The following is a 21,757-nucleotide window of genomic DNA, read 5'->3' as shown; positions in this document are numbered from 1 at the left end:
ACCTATCGTGCTACACGTCCTGAGGCGTCACCGCCCATTAATTTTTCCACTTCTGCTACTGTGACCAAGTTGGCATCTCCTTTGATCGTATGCTTCAAACAGGAGGCTGCCACAGCAAAATCCAATGCATTCTGGTCATCGTCTGGATACTTTAATAGTCCATAGATCAACCCGCCCATAAAAGAATCACCACCACCCACACGATCCACAATGTCTGTGATCTGGTACTGTCTTGTATCATACATCTTCTTTCCGTCGTAAAGCACGCCGGCCCATGTGTTATGCGATGCAGATATCGACCCCCTTAAGGTAGTAATTACTTTCTTAGCCCTTGGGAATTTTTCCATCATTTGCTTACAAACGGATAAGAAGGCTTCCGCTTTTACATCGTGGCCATGTTTGTGGACATCTAAGCCTTCGGGATGGATGCCAAAATGTTTTTCGGCATCTTCCTCATTACCTAAAATAATATCGCAATAGGAAGTAAGCTCTGTCATGATCGCCTCACGATCACCTCCATATTTCCATAGTTTTGCGCGATAGTTTAGATCTGTAGAGATGGTGACCCCCATATCGCTAGCGATCTTCACCGCCTCGAGACAAGCATCGGCAGCTCCTTGAGAGATGGCTGGAGTGATCCCTGTCCAGTGAAACCAAGCTACATCCTTGAAAACAGATTTCCAATCGATCATTCCAGGTTTAATTTCCGATATGGCCGAATGCGCACGATCATAGACGACCTTGCTTCCTCGGCTTACAGCACCGGTCTCTAAAAAGTAAATTCCCAGACGTTCACCTCCATAGATGATCTTGTCGACACCTACGCCCCTTTTGCGCATTTCCATCATGGCACAATGCCCGATGTCATTATCTGGTAATCGTGTAACAAAATCGACTGGAACACCGTAATTGGCCAGTGATACGGCAACGTTAGACTCACCGCCCCCGTAAACGACATCGAAACTTGAGGCTTGTGAGAATCTGAGAAATCCTGGTGGTGCCAGACGCAACATGATCTCTCCGAAGGTAACTACTTTTTTCATTTTGAATGGTTTTATTAGTTCTAAATCTTACAGTTTGCTTAAACGTTTAACCAGAGGTTTAAAAATAAACCAAAGCGTTCGTTGCTTTGATGGTGATCTGGAAAACTGTACTTTTGCTTAATCGTTTAAGCAAATATAAAAAAAGTTTAGGTGAATAAAAAGAGAACCACCATAAAAGACATTGCCAATGTCTTGAAGATCTCACCGGCTGCCGTATCCAAAGCTTTGCATGATGACCCAAGGATCAGCGTGAAGACCAAAGCGGCGGTAAAACGCGTTGCCGAAGAGTTGAATTATCAGCCCAATCATCTGGCGAGTGCTTTAAGAAAAGGAAAAAGCAATTTGGTGGGCGTGATCGTCCCGCGAACCAACTCTAACTTCTTTTCTTCGGTGCTGCAAAATATGGAAGAGGTTCTAAACAAGGAGGGCTATAACATCATTATCACCCACTCAAACGAATCCTTCAAGAAAGAATGCAGCAACATCGATACATTATTGTTCACTCAAGTTGATGGTATTATTGCTTCCATGGCCAACGAGACAGTGGACCTTTCCTATTATGAAAAAGTAAAATCCAAAGGTATTCCCCTCATCCTTTTTGATCGCGGAGAGAATGACCTTAACGTCGATTATATAGGAATCAATGACTATGATAGCAGTCATGTCATTATAGCGCATCTTATCGCCAAGGGTTGTAAGCGAATCGCGCATATCGGCGGCTATCGTCGTACCCGAATATTCAACAATAGAATTAGGGGATATATCGATGCGGTGAAAAAGCATCAACTGCCTTATGAAGATGAACTATTACTAGAAAGCAATCTGACTTTAGAGGATGGGCGAGAAAAAATGTTAGCGCTCTTACAACTAGAACAACGACCGGATGCTGTCTATGTAGCCAGCGACCATGCAGCCCTTGGGGCCTTGCAGATTCTGAATGAACAGAACATCCGTGTGCCAGAAGAGATCCGTTTGGTCGGTTTTGGGAACGAACCCTTCACGTCCCTAGTTACTCCAACGCTATCAAGTATCAATCAGCACAGCGATAAGATCGGTAAGTTGGCCGCAGAGACCTTTTTAAAACGGGTGAATACGCCCAATCTCAAACAGAGCCTAAACAAGATCATCCTCGATGCAGAATTGATCGTTAGGGACTCTTCAGGATAGATTTATCGTGACGCCAACAAAAAAGTGTCTCACCATTCTAATTGAGAAGGTCGATATAGTCATTTTAAGCTTAATATCCTTTAGATCCCGAGGGCTTGTCCCCCTCCTATCTGAATCGTCTCAGCAGTGATAAATGATGCATCCTTACTCGCAAGGAATGAAACGACGCCTGCCACATCTTCCGGCTGCCCTAATCTACCTAGTAAGATGTTGTCTTTCCAAGAAGCAAACACTTCTGGCTTTGTGGATTTAATTTGAGCATGAAAGGGCGTGTCGATAGTCCCTGGAGATACCGCATTTACGCGAATGCCATATTCAGCGAGATCTTTGGCCAATGCTCTGGTCATTGCATGAACACCGGCTTTCGATGTCCCGTAGATCCCCGCTCCTGGACCTCCGGCCGTCCACCCTGCATTTGAAGTATAGTTGATGATCGTTGGATGTGCTCCCTTTTTTAGGAAAGGTATTGCGGCTCTTGAAGCGAAGAACACTGAATCTAAATTAAGAGCCATGACCGCTCTGTAAAATTCAGTGGTCATTTTTTCAAATCGAGATCTTCCACCTAAACCACCAGCATTATTGACCAATACATCGATCTTTCCGTATCGCTCCCCTATCTTGATGATATTCGAGGTAACTTCTTCTTCGTTGGTGACGTCGAAACCACAATATTCTGCGGTGATGCCTTTACTGGTAAGTTCTTCAACCCTTTCGGCTCCGGCTTTATCATTAATACCATTTAAAACAACGGTATATCCATCTTTTCCCAGTCTCTCAGCGACTGCAAAACCTATACCACCCGTGGCTCCTGTTATTATTGCTACTTTGTTCATTTAAATTTTTGTTTAAGTTTTTGGTCAATTTTAAAATCGACCATATGTTTTTACTGATACTTATGATCTACCAATCTGACCTTTCTGATAAAAAAGAAGATGACCAATACCGATAATCCTACTGAAATTGTGATTGCCACAAATGCCGGTATGTACGATCCTCCTTTGGTGATCTGTCCGATAAACCAATTCATGATCATGGGCGAAACGGCCGCTACCGTTCCAGCGAGTCCGGCCAAAGTCCCCACGGACGGTCCGCTTAAGAGATCGCTCGACAAGGTTTGAATATTACCAATGGCAAATTGGAAACCAAACAACGCCACGCCAGCGAGGTAGATAAAGGTCATGAAATTCGTCTCTTTTACAAATAGAATGATTCCTGCAAAGCCGATGATGATCAATAGACTTCCCACGACGATGCTCAATTTTCTTCCAACATTTACCGAGCTTCGTTTGATCGCCTCTTCTGTGAAGATTCCGCCTAAAATACTACCGGCGGCTGCCATCAGATAAGAGATCCACATGGTGTTTCCTATTTCCTCGATGCTCAAGCCAAATTTGGAATTGAGATAGATCGGCATCCAGCCAGCAAAGAACCACCAAATGGGTTCGATAAAGAAACGACATAGCAGTACACCCCATGATTCTTTGAAACTCAAGATCTTTGTAAGGCTCAAGCTTTTTCTCTCAATCTTCTTATCCTCTTTTCTATTGGCCAGATCATCACTTGAAATAAGTGCCCGTTCCTTATCAGTGATCCAAGGATGGTCATTTGGATTTGTCTTGTTGATCATAAGCCATGGAATCACCCAAATCAATCCAAGGAGTCCAAGGATCACATAGGTTGCTTTCCAACCAAACTTAGCATATAGGAATACGATAATGACCGGTGCGATGACATTGCCAATGGATGCACCAGAATTAAAAATACCTTGAGCCAACGCTCTTTGTTTAACAGGGAACCATTCTCCATTGCTCTTCACCGCGCCAGGCCATAGACCTGCCTCACCAAGACCAAGAAGTCCGCGAACGATAGAGAGCGATACAATACCTTTGGCAAAAGCGTGAAAGGTAGCCGCCAAGGACCAGACAACGATAGAGAGGGTAAACCCAATTCTCGTACCTATCTGATCATACAATCTGCCAGAAAGGAATTTGCTCACGGCATAGACGGCCATAAATACATTGAGAAGGAAGGCATAATCTGATTGGTCCATCCCTAGGTCCTCACCCATCTGTGGCCAAAGTAAGGCAAAAGCAGTCCTATCTACATAATTGATGACGGTGGCAATAAAGATCAAGCCAATGATCCACCACCTTAATCCCTTTATTTTCATTTGGTAGTTGGTTAGGGTTGGTTGTTAGGTCGCTTAGGTATCATAACAAAATTGATACAATACCTTAAAGTGCTCTTTCATTTTCTGTTTTGCCAATGGCGGATCTTGATTCTCTATGGCGTCGTATATCGCCTGATGTTCGGCGATTCCAGAATGTGCCAGATCCGCATCGCAAACATGATACTTTTCAAAATTTGTGATGATCTCTGGGGTGATGATCAACATTAGTGTATTCATCGTACTATTACCACTGGCTTTGGCGATGGCCAGATGAAACAAAAGGTCTTCTTGTACCGCATCCTCTCCTTTAAGCACCTTTTCCGTGTAGGCCTCCAAGGCTTCCTTCATTTTGCTCAGGTCATCATCCGTTCTTCGTAAAGCGGCCAACCGAGCAGTTTTTAGCTCTAGCAAGATTCTGGTCTCGACGAGTGACTTAAAATCGGGCTCTTCGAGTCTCAAGATATCTTCGATCATTCCGTTGAGAGCGATCACGCCAATGTTTGCAACGAAGGTTCCACTTTGTGGAATGGACTTCAACAGGCCATAAAACTCCAATTTTTGAATGGCTTCCCGGATGTTGCTTCGCGATACGCCAAACTTCTCTGACAACATCCGTTCAGAAGGCAACTTATCGCCAGGCTCGAGATTTTTATAATTTATAAGATCCCGTAGTCTAGAAATAATCGATTTCTGTAATTGGGCATTTTCAGATTTTGTAAGTATCTCTAATTTCATAATGCAAATTTAGCATAAACTGGTTAACCAGATAATCCTGAAAAACAATATCCCTTTCTTTTTTATTATTTTGTAAATCAATTTATGGCCGTGATCTCCACAAAATCCACGCGAAGCTCTTCATCTCCGCTATTGTACCCATAATTACCACCGTTACCACCAGTAGCAGGCCCACCTATACCTCTGATGAAAAGTGCGACACTATTGTTGGGACCAGAATTAAAAGTATAGGTATATGTTAGATAGCCTGAATCGTTCGGATTGCTGATGGTTTCCTCAAAGAGATTGTTCGCAGGGTTTTCGACCTGAGCAATACTCGTATAGCCAAAATTATCTTGAGGAAACTCTGTGGTTTCGGTATAATAGGTTGGCGAATATCCATCGACATATCCCGTACCAGCTAGCACTCTTACTTCGAGCATACTAGGAAATGAACCGCCCATCGGACTTCTAAAGTTGGCAACCATGCTAATGGTATAATCAGCATTTGGCGCCACTTCAAACTCTTGATAAGCGTGATCCGGCTCGTTATTGTCAAATTTGATGAGATTATTAGAGCCACCATTACCTGAACTTGATTCTCCTTGATCACCTAGGCTCCTATTGATCCACGCCGAACAAGTACAGTCAGAACCTGAGGATTTGGGAAGTCTATCAAAATCAGCGTTGACCAAGACCGGGTCGGGAATAGCCGCTGCTTCGGGTTCTACCACATCTATGACTTCTGAATAGGTGCTGGCTACCCCTAGATTATCTTGTGCGGTAAGAGAAACGGTAAACGACCCTTCTCCTGGATAGGTATTGCTGGGCTCCAACTCGGTAGAGGTGTTTCCATCGCCAAAATCCCAACGATAACTGGTAGCGCTTGTAGATTGGTTAGAAAATGAATAGGTCTTCCATTGATCGTCTGGGCCTTCATTTTGAGTGGCCACGAAATTAGCTTCGGGAGGAGTTGCATCCGGTATCGAACCTGCTTCGGGGAGTTCATACTTGTCGAGATCGTCACAGGAGTAGGCAAACAACACAATTACGGCAAACATTTGCCACAGGGTGTTTTTAAGAACTATCGATTTGTTCTGTGCTTTAAATTGCTTTTTCATCCTTCTATATTTTTAGTATCCTGGGTTTTGTGATAAACGTCCGTTGCTCAATCCTATCTCTCCTTGAGGGATCGGCAATAAAAGGTCGGTCGAACTAAAGCTACCACCGGTTTCGGCTGCGAATGCCGATAAGGTCTCAACAGCCACTCCAAATCGAATCAGGTCGAAGAGTCGTTGATTTTCAAATGCCAGTTCTACACGTCGCTCGTCGAGCAATTCTTGCTTTGTAATATTGGTCACTGGGTCTGTGAGCCCTGCTCTGTCCCTAACCAATTGGAAGGAATTCAATGCAGCGGGTACAGAAGTTTCAGATCCGTCAGCCATGATGGCTTCTACATGCATCAGCAGTACATCGGCATATCTCAGCACGATCCAATCATTCCCGGCCAGTCTGGCATCAAAATCAAAAGTTCTCCCATTGGCTCCTCCGTCCGCACCATCTGGTAGATATTTGGTTACTTGCGTTTGCGATGGCTGCACGGGATCTGTTCTAATAGAAACATCGGTTCGGTTTCCTCCTAAGTTGTTCAATGCTTCAACGGCATCATTGGTAACATAATTCACCCCAACAGTTCTTCCTACTCCATTCAACCATTCTGCGGAAAAATTTTGGCTATCATCGGCCTGCCCTGAAACATACCCGATAGAGAAAATCACCTCCGAGTTGTTCTCATTGTAAAAAACATCATAGAAGTTGGGTTCTAGGGAATAGCCACTCGCCATAACGTCCTCGAGTAATAATTGAGCCTCTAGATGGTCGGTTCCCAATGTTAAGTATACTTTTGCCAGAAGTGCTTGGGCCGCTGCTTTCGATGCCCTATTTCGATAGGTGTTATCTAAATGTTCAACAGCCGCCTCTAGATCACTTATGATCAGATCATAGACATCTGTCAATGACCTTCTCGTATAGGAAATATCCGTATCGTTGATACCGATGACACGATCTACCAAAGGGACCTCCCCATAAAGCCTTACCAGATTGAAATATACGTAGGCACGAACAAATTTGGCCTCGGCTTCAAATTTTGCTCGATTTTCTTCTGAGGCAACACTCAAATTTGCCAATACGGTATTGGCCCTGAATATCACATTATAAAAACTACGATAATGGTCGGCCACCAATCCATTGGTAGGACGCACCTCAAAATTATCGAATTGTGCCGCTTCCCCTTCGCCGTTTTTTGTCCTTGTATTATCGCTGCGCATCTCGGTGACATAAAACTCCATCTGCGTAGCGTGATTAGAATCCGATCTGGTATCATTAACACCTTGGAGACCATCGTACATGTTTATAATACCAGCCACCAATTGCTCTTCATTTTGGTAAAAGTTCTCCGCGCTTATAGAAGACGTTGGAACCGGGTCTAAAAAGTCTTCTCCACATGAAGACAGGGATGTCATTATTAGAAGTACTATTACAACTTTTATATGTTTCATAATTTCTGTCATTTCCACATTATTCTTGATTAAAACTCGAGATTAAGACCTAACGATATAGTTCTGTTGATCGGCGACCCTACTCTTTGGTAGCCATAGGTCGTTGGACTCGTATTATTGATCGATTCAGGATTAAGACCTGTATAGTCCTTTGCGAAAAAGTACAGCAGGTTCTGACCTGTTAAATAAAAACGTGCCTTTGCCAAACCAAATCTGTCTAGGACATCATTTGGAAGGCTATAACCAAAGTTAACGGTTCTTAAAGATACGTAAGAAGCATTTTGAATGATCGAATTGGTAAAGATCTTTTCTTTCACAAATCCGGTATTCGGAATTAAACCATCATCGACCAAAGCCTGCGCATCGGCTACAGATGATGAGCCAAAATGACGAAAGATATACTGGTCACCAATATTACGGATCTCGGCACCATGACTCCCTTGAAATAAGAAGCTAAGATCAAAATCTCCCAATCTAAAATCGTTAGAGACACTCCAAACAAGATCTGGATAGGGATCTCCCAAAATGGTCTTGTCATCATCATCGATGACTCCATCTCCATTGAGATCCCTTACGATCACCTCTCTATTGGTCTGTCCGACACGCTCCCAAGGACGAGCGATGTATTCAGTTGGAATGTCCTGCTCTATCACCCAACCATAGTAGGATGAAATTGGGTTGCCCACCAAATTGATCCATTCGGCGGCGCGCTTGGTATCTACATTGGATACCTGACCATTGGCTTCGGCAAAATCCAATAGGGTGTTCTCGTTTTTGGAAGCGATGATCGTTGTGCCCCACTTAAAATTAGGCTTGACGATGTTTTTAGTTCTAAGCTCCACTTCCACACCTTTGTTTTCTACCTTACCCCTATTGGCAAGTGCATTGGAGAAACCGGTCGTGCCAGATACCGGAACGTTGAGCAATAAGTTATCACTTGTTCGATTGTAGTAATCTACCGATCCGGTAATTCGGTTGTTGAGGAATCCAAAATCCACAGCAGGGTTCACCTCTATCGACCGTTCCCATTGTAAATTTGGGTTCGCGATATTGATAGGGTTGAAAGCACTAACAATGCCGTTGTTGATCACTGCCGACGAACCCTGAACCAATGAGAGATAAGCATAACTCTCAATTTGATTGTCATTGGTATCGATGTTTGGATTACCTGTCGCACCATAACTTACACGAAACTTTAAAAAACTCAACAGGTCGCTATCCTTTAGAAAGTTCTCTCTAGAGACAATCCAGCCCAATGAAGCCGCAGGGAACGTACCAAACTTTTTATTTTGCCCGAAAGCTGAGTTACCATCTCTTCTAAAGCTTAAAGAAGCTAAATATTTGTCATCATAAGCGTAATTGACCCGACCAAAAAATGACATGATCCTATTTTCAAATTCTTCTGAAAAGGCATCCGAGATGACCGTGGCCGCAGAAAGCGTTTGTACTAGATCAGAATTATATCCTATTCCTTGTGCACTTTCTATGGTAGTATAATAAGTCTCGGCAGAAAAACCTGCGATAGCATTGATATCATGCTTGCCAATTTCCTTATCATAGGTAAGGACGTTGTCTGTAACAAAGTGTATCCTATTCTCGTTGGAAATATCCAATTGTGTGGCTGCTGTGCCATTTCTGCTCGCTTTGACTCCTTGCCATCTGTCCCTTTTGGTATGTTGGTAATCGCCGGCAAAGGTCGTCCTAAACCTGAGGTCTTTTGTGAGTCTATATTCAGCAAAGACATTTCCGTAGATCTTAAATCTATAGTCATTTCTGTCGCGCTCCAAGACTTTTGCTCCTGGATTGGTATTGTTGGTCGTACTAATATCTACCTGCCCTCCATTACCGAATAGATCGAAGTTATCGAAATGTCTTTGTACCGCATAATCCCCGACCTGCACATCTGGATAATTCGCCCTATCGACGAATTGAATAGTACGTGCATTGTGATACAATGGAAGCCAAGGCGGCTGTCGCAATATATCGTGGGTAGAGCCGTCAAATCGCCTCCTATTGGAATAGGAAGGAGTAATATTCACTCCAAACCTGAACTTCTTTCCAAGCTTAGTATCCACTCGAAGTTTAAAGGAATATTTTTTGAAGTCGTCGGTAAGTAAGACTCCTTCATCATGCAAGTAACTAAAGGCCGAACTGAATTTTGTTCTTTGACTACCACCTCTAGCCGCAAAGGAATGGCTTTCGATAAGTCCCCCATTAAATATGATGTCTTGCCAATCTTGATCGACGCCTAGTAATAATTTGTACTGGGTCTTATCGGATAACGTTCCCGTAGCGGCCTGCTCTCTTTCAGCCCAATCCCGTACGGAGAAATAGATCTTATCATTCTGTATAGCTTCCTTAAAACCTGTAAAGGTATTGTAGGTGAACCGCGTCTTACCCTCTTTACCGTTTTTGGTACTTATGATGATAACGCCATTGGCACCTCGAGCACCAAAAATCGCGGCAGAGGCAGCATCCTTTAAAACCTCAAAGGACTCTACATCATTCATGTCTAAATTTGCGAGAAAATCATTGTCCACGACCAATCCGTCCACGACAATGGTCGGCGAAGAACTACCAGAGATAGAACCTACGCCCCTGATTTGAATGGTTGGTGCTGAACCCGCTTCTCCCTCTGTAGCTTGGATATTGACCCCTGATACCTGCCCTACCAATGCATCATCTACACGAGCGACGGCGATCTGATCGAGATCCTCATTTTTAACTTTGGATATGGCCCCAGTCAAATTACTTTTCTTCTGAGTTCCATAACCGATGACTACGACCTCGTCCAATGCCTCGGTATCCTCTTCGAGAATTACGTTTTGAGTACGTTGATTTTCAATTGGAATGAGTTGAGTAACAAAACCAATAAAGGAGAATTGAAGGACATCTCCCTGTTTCGCTTTAATTAGATAGTTACCATCAAAATCAGTGGTCGTTCCTGTCGTAGTTCCTGCTACGACCACATTGACTCCTGGAATTGGGACGCCATCAACATCGGAGACCACTTGCCCCGTGATCGTTCGGGCCTCCTGCGCAAAAGTTGACATGCACAAAAACAGCATCGCAGTTGCGATTAGTTTCAACTTAAAATTCATAATTCGGTGTTTAGTTAAGGTTGTTTACGCTGAACATTGTTCTCGTAACTGTGTTTTCCAAAGAACAATATCTATTTTTCCTTCAGGGTATCAAAATGGTACGCTTTAAAACGGACAATTCTACTACCAAAATTGTATGACCAAACTGGTTTACCAGATTGGTTTACCAAATATATGTAATTTTTGTTGAACGACCAACGAATATTATCTATTCCATAAAATCTTCGCGAATCGGGCTGAACACATCGATCAGCACCCCGCTCTCCTTGCAGATGGCCCCATGTAGCGCATGAGGTGGAATATAAAAGGAATCACCTCCGCGGAGGGTTTGGGTCTTTCCGGCAATGGTCACCTCAAATACGCCACTCTCTACGTAGGTTACCTGAGAGTGATAGTGCTCGTGCATCACGCCTACCGCGCCGACTTCAAAATGTACTTTTACCAACATGATCTTATCATCATAGCCCATTATTTTTCGCTTAAGGCCTTCTCCGACAACCTCCCAATCGAGTTCTTCCCCGATGATGAATTCTTTACTTGCTCCAAATGTTTTCATATACCATTATCTTCGTTAGTTATCTACTATTTCCTTAATTCCTGAAACTCGTTCTAATTTGGCGGTACACCTGGACCCACCGTGGCTTCTCTAAACCAAACTTCAGTGTAACATCCATTCTCATATTGTTTTGCAATATCTCCCCCGTAGGTTTCCGCACCTGCACACCAAACCATATTCACTTTAGGGTCTTTTCCATTGGTTTGGTTATATGCACCTTGCTTGAAATAATTCAACTCCCCGCTGTAGGCGGAGGCTCTTTCTGTACCGTCTTGTCCAATTGGAACAAATATTTTTTTTACCTGTGCTGGTAGGTCTGATCTATTTACATATTCGGACGCGATAAGATTTTTAGTGAACGTTCGGGGCTCATGACCTTCGCTTTTGAACGTGAGGTACATGATACCTTCAAATACATTCACTTCATAGCTGAATTCTTCGCCTAGTTCAATACCATCTACCGGTTCAGCTGGATAGTCATCCTTGCTAGTTCCAATGACTGACATATCATGTCCCCAAACAGCGGTAGAATAATCCCATCTAACCGAATTATCATCACCTGCTGTATTGATCTCGTAATTCCAAAACACCGACCCTTTCGTATGACCTGGAAACTTCTTGTAGAATATTTTCAGCGGTTCGTTCTCGTGTCCTTCTCCGCTATGGATCTGCCCAACCACTGTCGAGTATGAGGCCGCAACTCTAGCATCGCCTGAAATAGAGACCTGCATGACCTTACAAGTGCCTGTGAGTTTACCTCCTTCTTCTGGTATCCATTCTCTTTTTTCTTGTAATTCTGTTCGAGTGTTGCTAGAGTTTGGCGAAGTAACACCAGAATTAGGTGTTTTATAGACTACCCAACGTCTGGTACCATCAATGACCGTATAGAAAAAATCTTTGTGCTCGAACTCAGTGAGATCTTCAGCACTCGTTCCGTCCCCCATCAATATTTTAAATTTATCCATAAAAGGAATCACCTGATGGGGATAAACCGTTTTTTCGCCTAGGCCATCGTTAGCCGCGAAATAACCCTCATTTGAAATAGCATCATCACTGATCTCGATACTTGCTGATTTAAACCAAACTTCAGCATAGTTTCCATCCGCATATTGCTTTTGAATATCACCGCCATGGGTTGCTGCACCAGAACACCAGACCCTATTTACTTTAGGGTCTTTTCCATTCGTTTGGTTGTAACACCCCAACTTGAAAAAGAGTCCTTCATCGGTATACGCATTTTTGCGCTCTACCCCATCTTGGCCTATTGGTACGAATAAATTCTCGACTTGCTCTGGAATGTCCGAGCGTTCTGTGTATTCAGATTTGATGAGGTTTTTGGTGAATGTTTTGGTCTCATGGCCTTCACTCGTAAATTTAAGGGACATGATGCCATCAAATACATTCACTTCATAACTGAACTCTTCATCTAACGCTATCCCATTTTCTGGTTCTGGTGGATAGGTATTAGCATCCGTTCCAACAACGGAAAAATCGTAACCCCAAACAGGATAGGAGTAATCCCATCTTCCTGAATTATCATCACCTTCGGTATTGATCTCATAATTCCAAAAAACGGAACCTTTGTTGTGCCCTGGAAACTTCTTGTAGAATATTTTTAGGGGTTCGTTCTCATGCCCATCAGCACTGTGAATCTGACCAACAACTACCGAGTAAGTCGCCGCAACACGCGCATCGCCAGTGGTTGCCACATTCTTCACTTTAAGGGTAGCGCTCATTTTAGCCTCTGTCATTGGCGACCATTTTTTTAATTGGGCCAGTTCGGTCCTTGTATTGTTCGACGTCCCATGAGTATTACCCGCGTTAGGTGTTTTAAATACCACCCAATCACCTTTGTCATCGCTATTGGTGTAAAAGAAATTATTATTCTTGTAAGAGGTCGCTTGACCTACATTGGAACCATCACCCAAGATCAGATTCCAATGCTGGAAAAATGGTATTATATCATTTGCATTTTTCCCTATTGTTAGCTTTTCTGATGTGTTTATTGCACTTTGCTCTTTATTATCAACACAACTATTCGATAATAAAATGGCAACTATCAATATTGGGTATTGGACAAAGGCTGATTCGAAAATATGGGAGCTCATCGTTCGTTTGTTTAAATTGGTTTACCAGTTTGGTAAACCAAAATATGATATTATTCCTTACGAACCAAGGAATATATACTTTTTCCTCATTTTAAATATAGACATATAACGCTAAGGCACCTCATCATAACACGATATTGGTACTATTGTGTACAATTGAAGAGCTTTGACCCTCAACCTTTTAAGAAGGTCTTCTCACTTTTACAACGATTGATTTGCTTATAGGAGTTTGACTTTTGTCAGCATAATGATTGTAAGGCACTAGCACATTTGTCTCAGGAAAATAGGCGGCCAAATTACCTTCGGGGATATTATACGGAATCACCAGAAAAGAACGAGCGCATCGTTCTTTCCCATCGTACTTACTGATCAGGTCTACTTTATCTAGCTTTTTCAGCGAATGCTTTTTAAGGTCCTTTTCATTCATAAAAACCACCCTTCGCTCATTGTTCACACCTCTATAGCGGTCATTTAATCCATAGATCGTGGTGTTGAATTGATCATGGGAGCGAATCGTCATCAGTAGGAACTCATCATCAGCTAACTGATGCTGCGGAAGTCCACATACGCTAAACTGTGCCTTACCGTTGGGAAGCTTACTAAAATCGAGGGCTCTGACATTATTGGGGAGATAGAAACCTGTTCCTTTCGACTTAGCACTCATATCCTCGAAACCGTTGACCACCACGGCTATTTTTTCTCTGATCAACTCATAGTCAGCACTGAGGGTTGCCCAGTCCACCGGATGTTTTCCTTTAAAATAGGCATCGGCAATTCCTCCAATGATCTCTGGTTCACTTTTAAGGTTCTCCGATGCTGGATGCAACATCCCTTTGGACCGATGTACCTTGCCCATGCTATTCTCTACGGTAAAGTAACGCTGCTTTCCATCCTTGAGGTCCAATTCTGACCTGCCCAAAGTTGGTAGTATCAAGGCCGTTTTGCCGGTAATAAGGTGCGACCTGTTGAGTTTTGTACTCACCTGGACAGTGAGGGAACATTTTTGGAATGCCTCGGCAGCAAATTCAGTATCTGATACTGCAGAAACGAAGTTACCCCCCAAGGCCATAAAGACCTTGGCTTTTTCCTCATGCATTGCTTTAATGGCTTCGACGGTATCGACTCCCTTATCTTCCGGAGCATCGAATCCGAAGGTCTCTTTGATCTTTGCGTTCAGATCCTTGGAGACATAGTGCATAATGCCCACGGTACGATCACCTTGAACATTGCTATGTCCGCGCACTGGACAGGTGCCGGCACCAGGTTTTCCTAGGCTTCCTTTGAGCAATAAGAGGTTGACACATTCTTTGATGTTCTCTACACCATTTTTATGCTGCGTCAAGCCCATGGCCCAACAAATGATGATCCGATCTCTCTTGGCGATCAAATCGACCGCAGCATCGATCTGCTCCTCCTTCACTCCGCACATCGCCAACAAGCTATTCGAATCATATTTCTTTAGATCTTCCAACAGCTCATCAAATCCCTCGGTATATCCGCTTATAAAATTACGGTCAAATACCTGTTCTCCATTTTCCTCTCGCGCAGCCAACTTCTTCATGATCAACTTAAGCAAGGGCACATCTTGATTGACCTTTATCTGAAGATGGACATCCGTCAGTGTTTCACCAGACGTGAACACTCCTTTGATGGTCTGTGGATTCTTAAACCTTATCAAGCCTGCCTCTTCCAGAGGATTGATGCTTACAATTTTCCCTCCATTTCCTTTGCATTTCTCCAAAGCTGTAAGCATACGTGGGTGATTGGTACCTGGGTTCTGTCCCATGACGATCACTAATTCGGCCTTTTCAAAATCTTCGAGTTTTACCGACCCCTTTCCAATTCCGAGTGTCTCGCTCAAAGCGACCCCGCTAGACTCGTGACACATATTGGAGCAATCCGGCATATTATTAGTGCCGAAGGCACGGGCAAAAAGTCCGTAAAGGAAAGCCGCTTCGTTGCTGGATCTCCCAGAGGTATAAAAAATGGCCTCGTTTGGAGAATTGAGGTCTCGCAGTTCTTTTGCTATCAACGCAAAGGCATCATCCCAAGATATAGGTTCGTAGTGAATACTATCGGGCCTTAAGATCATTGGCTCGACCACCCTTCCACTTTTACCGATATCGTAATCTGACCACCGGGAGAGTTCTTCTACCGAGTATTTCTCAAAGAAGTTTTTATCGACTTTTTTGTTGGTCGCCTCTTCCGCCAAAGCTTTGGCCCCATTTTCACAATACTCAGCGATGGCTGATGGTTTTTCTGGATCGGGCCAGGCGCAACCCGGACAGTCAAAACCTTCCTTTTGATTCATCTTGTTGAGTCCGCGGAAGGATCTTATCACGCCCATCTCTTTAAAGGTATGTTGAAGCGCTACTTTTACGCCTAGCATGCCCGCCGCATAGTCCGAGGGTTCCTTCAACGTAATGCCTGTAAACTCGGTAGATCCTGTAATGGAAAGATCTCTTTTTTTGATTTTGGCCATGTCTTAGAAAGAAAATATAGTCCCTCTAAGTTATGTTTTTTGAATGGATTTTAGAAAGAATGTCCATGTAAATAGTTGAAGCTATGCATTTATCATGAATGAAAGTTTTCATAGAGAATAACCAATGAGAAGTAAAAGCCCCAAGTATGCATTCGAAATGTAACCTAAATGGTGATTGGCACTCACACACATTTCTAATAGCTAATTCAAAAAGCCTGGGGCTTCTAACAACTCACAACCTAACCTCAACCAATTATTTTATAAATTTTTTGCTCAATGTTCCTTCTTGAAAATTCATTCTAATGATATAGGCGCCGTTTGGCAAAGCGGAAATAATCGTCTGATTTTCTGCACCGCTTCGTAGCCTAAGCCCTGAGAGGCTGTATATGACGTAGCCCCTCAGGTGGAAGGTATTGGGGTAAGCAAAATGAAGGGTATCTCCTTTGGTAGACACTTGTATTTTATGAGCCTCTAGTTTGAAAGCCTCTGTCGATAAGGTCGCCCCAGACGAATCAAAATTGTCATCTAGGATCTGTACTCCTGGAAAGTTGGGACAATCTGCGATGATGATCGCTCCGCCAGATTCGGGCCCGCAAGCGGTAAAGAACTGGTCCAGGAACACCGTCCCGGTCTCAAAGGAGACCATCGGATCTTGCGTTACATCTTGATAGCGCATCTTGATGCTGAACAAATGCTTTGCTGTGGTGGTCACATTGTTTGCTGGAATAGAACCACTGCCCAATAATTGCTGGAACACGGTAGAGACCCTGTTCGATGTGTTGTCTGCAGCGTTGCGGTCCTTATAAATTTCCAATATGTTCTCTTCAGCTAGAATAGAACCTGCGGGAAACAGATACTCGAAGTTTCCACTCCCAACGACATTTTCGCCAAAGGCGACTGTATTATAATTGAAATATAGCTGGCCCGACCCCAATTTGAAGTCGGTGTCACTTTCAATATAGATGTCCGCTTCAAAGAAGTCGTCCACCCCATCGGTAGTGTTCTGCGAGTTCACAAAGGTGAACGTGATACTCTGGGCAAGCATTAGGTTTGCCACAAATAGGAATGCTGTTGTTATTGAAATTCGTTTCATGTCAATGATTTTATTTGGTTATGGTTTGATGTTGTATAGTTTGAACTACTTTTCTTTTTTTGTTTAAAATTGCTCTCCTTTCCCCAAGTTCAGGTTCAACAGATTGTTGATGTCCGTATTCTGTATCTGACCATTCATATCGAGATCGGCATTATCATAACCAGCAATACCGAGCTTAGGTCGCAGAGAAGATATGTCTGTGTTCTGCACCTGCCCATTTTCGTCCAGATCGCCTCCTACAAGCCCAAACACCCCAGGACGAACTTCAACAAGCGCGTTGGTCGTTCCTTGTGCCAATGTGACATCGGAGGTGAAGTCGATAAGGTTGGTTCCTGTAGAGAGCGCTGCCGCATTTGCAGTGATGATCGCCAAATGATTGCGATGGTCCACGACCACATGGTAGTCACCACCGGGAAGTCCGCCAAACTGTATTGGAGACACTCCATCGACATCCACGACATCACCATCGCGTTGCAACAGCGCCGAACGACCATCGATAAGGATCGAGTTATCTGTAGCATCGCGAAGTTCGATCACGACCCAATCTACAATCGCATTGGGACCCATGATGGCAAATACACCAGCATCGGCTGTTAGACCATCAAAATATGGACTTGTGGTGGGTAAGACTCCATCAATTCGGAGATTGTCTCGCATCAGGTCCTCTTCACCACTAAAGGGGTTCAGGCTTGCTCCTTGTAAGAACACCCTGGTGCTAAGCGCGATATTTGCCCCTAACTCGGTGATCGTTTTGAATCCGGTCCAGCCAGCATCCAAATAGGCTTGAAGGGTCTCCGCTGGAATGGTAAGGTCGATGACACTGCGATCACCAAAACTACCGCTAGAAATGTTGGGAGGAGCTACGATCTCTGATATCACTTCAGTTAAGCCGCAGTCAAAAAAAGCTTCCACTCCAACACTTGTAACACTTGCCGGGAGGGTTACACTTTGAAGGTTTCCATTATCCCTAAATGCCCTAAACTCTAAAATCTGTAAAGTGCTCGGAAGGATTACTGTCCGTACACTCCGATTTCTAAACGCAGAGTTTCCAATAACGGTAATGGTAAAATCCACACCATTTTTTGACAATAGCTCGGGAAATACATAATCATTGTTTGGTACCACTCCGCTTTTCCCAATGGCTTTTACCGTGTTTGGTGAAAGCGTGAGTATTTCATAGCGAATGCCGCCAACCGAAAAGGCATTTCCAACAGAAGGTCCACTCCCGTTAACGGAGAAGAATCCGGTCCAACCTGCATTTTCGTAAGCAGTTTCACTCTCAACAGGAACGGTTAGGCTGATGTCCTCGCGCGAACTGAAAGAATTGGCTTCAATAGTTGCAGGTACTGTTCCTAGTGCTATAATTTCATTTAAGCTATCTGTCGAAAAAGCATTGGCTTCGATCGTGGTAATGCTCGCTGGCAATGTGACGCTTGTAATATCATCGTTTTGAAAAGCATTCGTAGCAATTGTTACTACTGAAAAACTATTGGCTTCAAAAGTGACTTGTCCAGGAATTGTCACCACGCCCGTTACAGAACTACCCGTAACTGCAACTTCATTGGGGTCAATCGAAATTACTTCGAACGTTATGCCACTCTCGGTAAATTGAGCACCTATCAAACCATCAGAAAGTTCTCCATTCACACTTTTAAATCCTGTCCAACCAGCATTGGCATACACGGTTTCCAAACCTGTTGGTAGCGTTAGGTCGATCAACGATCGATCTCCAAAACTCGAGGCAGTTATGGTAGCTGGGGTCGTACCTTGTGCATCGACCGCAGTTAAAGAAGCGCCTTGAAAAGCGTTATTCCCAATGGTTTCCATATTGGCTCCAATTGTGACCGCGGTAATATCCGTATTCTGAAAAGCAGCATCTTCTATGGCTGTAACGTTAAAACTAGTTCCACTGTTTGACTCTGTAACCGTCGCAGGAATAGTAATATTTTGTACTGTGGTCACTCTATTAAGCACTTTCACTTCGTTTGGATTGACTTGAGTCACTTCGTATCGCAGATCCCCTTCTATAAATCGTGCGCCAACCTGAAATTCGCCATTGACACTTCCGAACCCTGTCCAGCCTGCAGCGATATAATCATCAATTACAGCTTGCTCATCTGGAATGATGATCAAATTGATCGTACTACGCGTTCCAAAGCTGGAAGTTGTGATAGTAGCAGGGGTGGCACTATTGGCAGTTAAGATATTGATTGGATTTCTAGCGAACGCATCATTTCCTATGGTTTGGATATTCGCAGGAATCGTGATATCCGTTAATTGGTTGTCACTAAACGTATTTGCGCCAATTGCTGAAATGGTTGTCGGAATCGTAACGCTCGTTAATTTGTTATTTCGAAATGCAAACCCTTGTAGCTCAATTAGACTAGCCGGAAAACTAATGGTGGTAAGTTCATTATTACGAAACGCATCGTTCTTTATAATTTGTAGATTCTCAGGTAATGTGACGTTGGTTAAATCATTATCTCGAAACGTTTGTGATCCAATTTCGGTGACACCATTGGGTATAACGATACTTGTGAGTTGATTACTTCGAAAAGCACCAGCACCTAGGCTCGTCAATGAATTTGATAAATTAACAGTGGTAAGTTGATTTCCGCGAAAAGCATCTCCTCCAATGGTCTCTACCGTATTGGCCATCGTTACCTCGGTCAATTGATTATTTAAGAAAGCACCCCTTTCTATCGTAATCACTCCTTGCGGAATAGTAACGCTGCCCAATTGGTTATCTCTAAACGCTTCGCGACCAATTGAATCTACAGTACCCGGAATAGTAATGCTTGTGAGTTGATTATTAAAAAAAGCACCTGTTCCTATGGTAACTGTTCCCGTTGGAATGCTGACATTGGTCAATAAATTGTTCCTAAATGCGCTTTCACCTATTGTTTCCGGACCTGAAGTAAAAGTAACTTGTGTTAAACTATTATTGATGAATGCTTCAGATCCAATAGTATGCACTGCTGCGGGAATCGTTACAGCTGATAGGTTATTGATCTCAAAAGCCTCATCACCAACCACCTCAATAGTTGAAGGTAACACCACGCTATTGATTCCTCTATTTCTGAAAGCACGATTTCCAATAGCGGTCACCGTAAAGGAAAAACCATTTTTTGTAGTGGTAGCGGGTAGTACCAAATCTGTAATTCCATTTCCACCACCTCTTAATTCTACTGTATTGGGGTCGACTCCACTAATACCATAATTGAATCCGTCAACAGAAAACGTTGAGCCAATAGATGGCGTCCCATTAATGGAAAAGAAACCCGTCCAACCAGCATCCGCATAAGCCGTTTCTGAACCGTTGGGGACGGTCAAATCGATATCACTGCGATTAGTGAAACTATTGATTTCAATTGCTGGCGCGGCTACCGCTTGTGAAATGACCTCTGATAAAAGATTGTCTCTAAAGGCTTCGTTATTGATAACAGTTACAGATGCTGGAAGTGTAATCGTGGTAAGGTTGTTGGTCTCAAAGGCCTCGTTACCAATCAATTCAATACTAGAGGGAAACACCACACTGTTGATGCCTCTATTTCTAAAGGCACGATTTCCAATAGCGGTCACGGCAAAGGTTATCCCATTTTTTGTGGCTGTAGACGGCAATACCAAATCGGTAATTCCATTGGCTCCTCCACGTAATTCGGCAGTATCTGGATTGACACCTGTAATTCTATAAGCGAATCCATCTACGGAAAAATTCGCGCCAATGTTAGGGACCCCGTTGACCAGAAAGAAACCTGTCCAGCCTGCGCTCTCATAAGCCGCCTCTGAACCACTTGGGATTGTTAAGTTGATATCTCCACGGTTTTCGATGCTAGAACTGGTGATCGTAGGTGCCGCAACAGCTTGTGAAGTAACATTCGTTAATGGATTTGACCGAAATGCCCTATCATCGATACTTGCAAGTGATGTGGGAAAGGTGATGGCAGTTAAATTATTGTTTTGAAATGCTTCTACACCAATAGTCTCGAGCGTATTCGGAAAAACGACCGAGTTGATCGCGGCATTTTTAAACGCCCTAAGACCCACGCTATTTACCGTAAAAGTTTCACCAAATTGTGGTTCAACTACCGAAGTAGGAATGACCACCTCTTGTATTCCGTTTAACCGCGCTCTTACCTCGACTTCATTTGGATTTTTTGAAGTCAGCCGATACCGTAGATCACCAACCTCAAAAGTTCCAAACAAAGGAATTTCTCCATTTATCGAATTAAAACCTGTCCAGCCAGCATTGATGTAGGTTTCTTCTAAGCCATCGGGGATTATAAGGTCCACATTGCTGCGCGTCCCGAAGGAACTATTTGATATTGAGGCTGGCACTGTGCCTTCAGCAATTAGCTGGTTAAGACCCCCATTAAAAAAGGCTTCACCCTGAACAGAGGTAATGCTCGCAGGAAGTGTTACTGTAGTAAGGCCTCCATTATCCCTAAACGCCCTAAATCGTATCGTCGTAATTGTATTTGGTAAGATCACATTGTTGAGACCACGACCTCTATAGGCCGAATTACCAATCGTTGTTACGGTATAGGTAATTCCCTCGTGGGTCACCGAACTACGGATGGTAAGCGGATTGCTGCCATCGCTTCCGCCGGTCACTTCTACTTCATTGGGATTGGTAGACAGCACATTGTAGTTAAAACCATCTACGGTAAAGGTCTGTGCAAGGCCTGTTGCTGTGAACAGCAAAGCCAACATCATATAAATTAGTTTTGTTTTCATGTATGAAATTTTGAAGGTTTAGGTTACT

Annotated in this window: 13 protein-coding genes and 1 pseudogene; 1 reads left to right on the top strand and 13 read right to left on the bottom strand. The window is 43.4% G+C overall.

The annotated features are described in order from the left end of the window. Window positions 1-2: 2 nt before the first annotated feature. A complete protein-coding gene (locus ACFQ1M_RS05180) occupies window positions 3-1,043 on the bottom strand; it encodes a PfkB family carbohydrate kinase (protein ID WP_386404884.1) in 1,041 nt (346 codons plus the stop codon). A 150-nt stretch (window positions 1,044-1,193) separates the two neighbouring features. On the opposite strand from ACFQ1M_RS05180, the gene ACFQ1M_RS05175 reads away from it, so the two are divergent. After that, entirely contained in the window at window positions 1,194-2,210 is a 1,017-nt protein-coding gene (locus tag ACFQ1M_RS05175) for a LacI family DNA-binding transcriptional regulator (RefSeq protein WP_386404882.1), read from the top strand. Between the two features lie 80 nt (window positions 2,211-2,290). On the opposite strand, the gene ACFQ1M_RS05170 is transcribed toward ACFQ1M_RS05175, so the two are convergent. The 12 genes and pseudogenes from ACFQ1M_RS05170 to ACFQ1M_RS05115 form a co-directional block, all read right to left on the bottom strand. Further along, window positions 2,291-3,043, bottom strand: coding sequence for an SDR family NAD(P)-dependent oxidoreductase (locus ACFQ1M_RS05170; protein WP_386404879.1), 753 nt, complete (start codon window positions 3,041-3,043; stop codon window positions 2,291-2,293). A 50-nt stretch (window positions 3,044-3,093) separates the two neighbouring features. Continuing rightward, entirely contained in the window at window positions 3,094-4,380 is a 1,287-nt protein-coding gene (locus ACFQ1M_RS05165; protein WP_386404876.1) for an MFS transporter, read from the bottom strand. 33 nt (window positions 4,381-4,413) lie between these two features. After that, window positions 4,414-5,115: a FadR/GntR family transcriptional regulator gene (locus ACFQ1M_RS05160; protein WP_386404873.1), complete on the bottom strand. Its 702-nt coding sequence runs from the start codon at window positions 5,113-5,115 to the stop codon at window positions 4,414-4,416. Between the two features lie 77 nt (window positions 5,116-5,192). Further along, on the bottom strand, window positions 5,193-6,215 hold the full coding sequence (locus ACFQ1M_RS05155; protein WP_386404870.1) for a PKD domain-containing protein: 1,023 nt from the start codon (window positions 6,213-6,215) through the stop codon (window positions 5,193-5,195). A gap of 12 nt (window positions 6,216-6,227) precedes the next feature. Next, entirely contained in the window at window positions 6,228-7,652 is a 1,425-nt protein-coding gene (locus ACFQ1M_RS05150) for a RagB/SusD family nutrient uptake outer membrane protein (RefSeq protein ID WP_386404867.1), read from the bottom strand. 29 nt (window positions 7,653-7,681) lie between these two features. After that, window positions 7,682-10,753, bottom strand: coding sequence for a SusC/RagA family TonB-linked outer membrane protein (locus ACFQ1M_RS05145; RefSeq protein ID WP_386404864.1), 3,072 nt, complete (start codon window positions 10,751-10,753; stop codon window positions 7,682-7,684). A gap of 208 nt (window positions 10,754-10,961) precedes the next feature. Next, on the bottom strand, window positions 10,962-11,309 hold the full coding sequence (locus ACFQ1M_RS05140) for a cupin domain-containing protein (protein ID WP_386404861.1): 348 nt from the start codon (window positions 11,307-11,309) through the stop codon (window positions 10,962-10,964). 53 nt (window positions 11,310-11,362) lie between these two features. Next, the gene (locus ACFQ1M_RS05135; protein ID WP_386407062.1) at window positions 11,363-12,352 is read right to left on the bottom strand and encodes a polysaccharide lyase family 7 protein; all 990 of its coding nucleotides are present in this window, start codon (window positions 12,350-12,352) and stop codon (window positions 11,363-11,365) included. Between the two features lie 645 nt (window positions 12,353-12,997). After that, window positions 12,998-13,417 (bottom strand): annotated as a pseudogene (locus tag ACFQ1M_RS05130) (polysaccharide lyase family 7 protein); the annotation flags it as partial. A 181-nt stretch (window positions 13,418-13,598) separates the two neighbouring features. Beyond that, window positions 13,599-15,899, bottom strand: a complete 2,301-nt coding sequence (locus ACFQ1M_RS05125; protein WP_386404858.1) for an FdhF/YdeP family oxidoreductase — start codon at window positions 15,897-15,899, stop codon at window positions 13,599-13,601. 253 nt (window positions 15,900-16,152) lie between these two features. Beyond that, a complete protein-coding gene (locus ACFQ1M_RS05120; RefSeq protein WP_386404855.1) occupies window positions 16,153-16,992 on the bottom strand; it encodes a T9SS type A sorting domain-containing protein in 840 nt (279 codons plus the stop codon). A gap of 63 nt (window positions 16,993-17,055) precedes the next feature. Continuing rightward, on the bottom strand, window positions 17,056-21,729 hold the full coding sequence (locus ACFQ1M_RS05115) for a leucine-rich repeat protein (RefSeq protein ID WP_386404852.1): 4,674 nt from the start codon (window positions 21,727-21,729) through the stop codon (window positions 17,056-17,058). Window positions 21,730-21,757 lie beyond the last annotated feature (28 nt).

This window comes from Sungkyunkwania multivorans, from assembly GCF_042675645.1.
GTDB classification, from domain to species: Bacteria; Bacteroidota; Bacteroidia; order Flavobacteriales; family Flavobacteriaceae; genus Sungkyunkwania; species Sungkyunkwania multivorans.
This window is presented reverse-complemented; position numbering and strand designations above follow the sequence as displayed.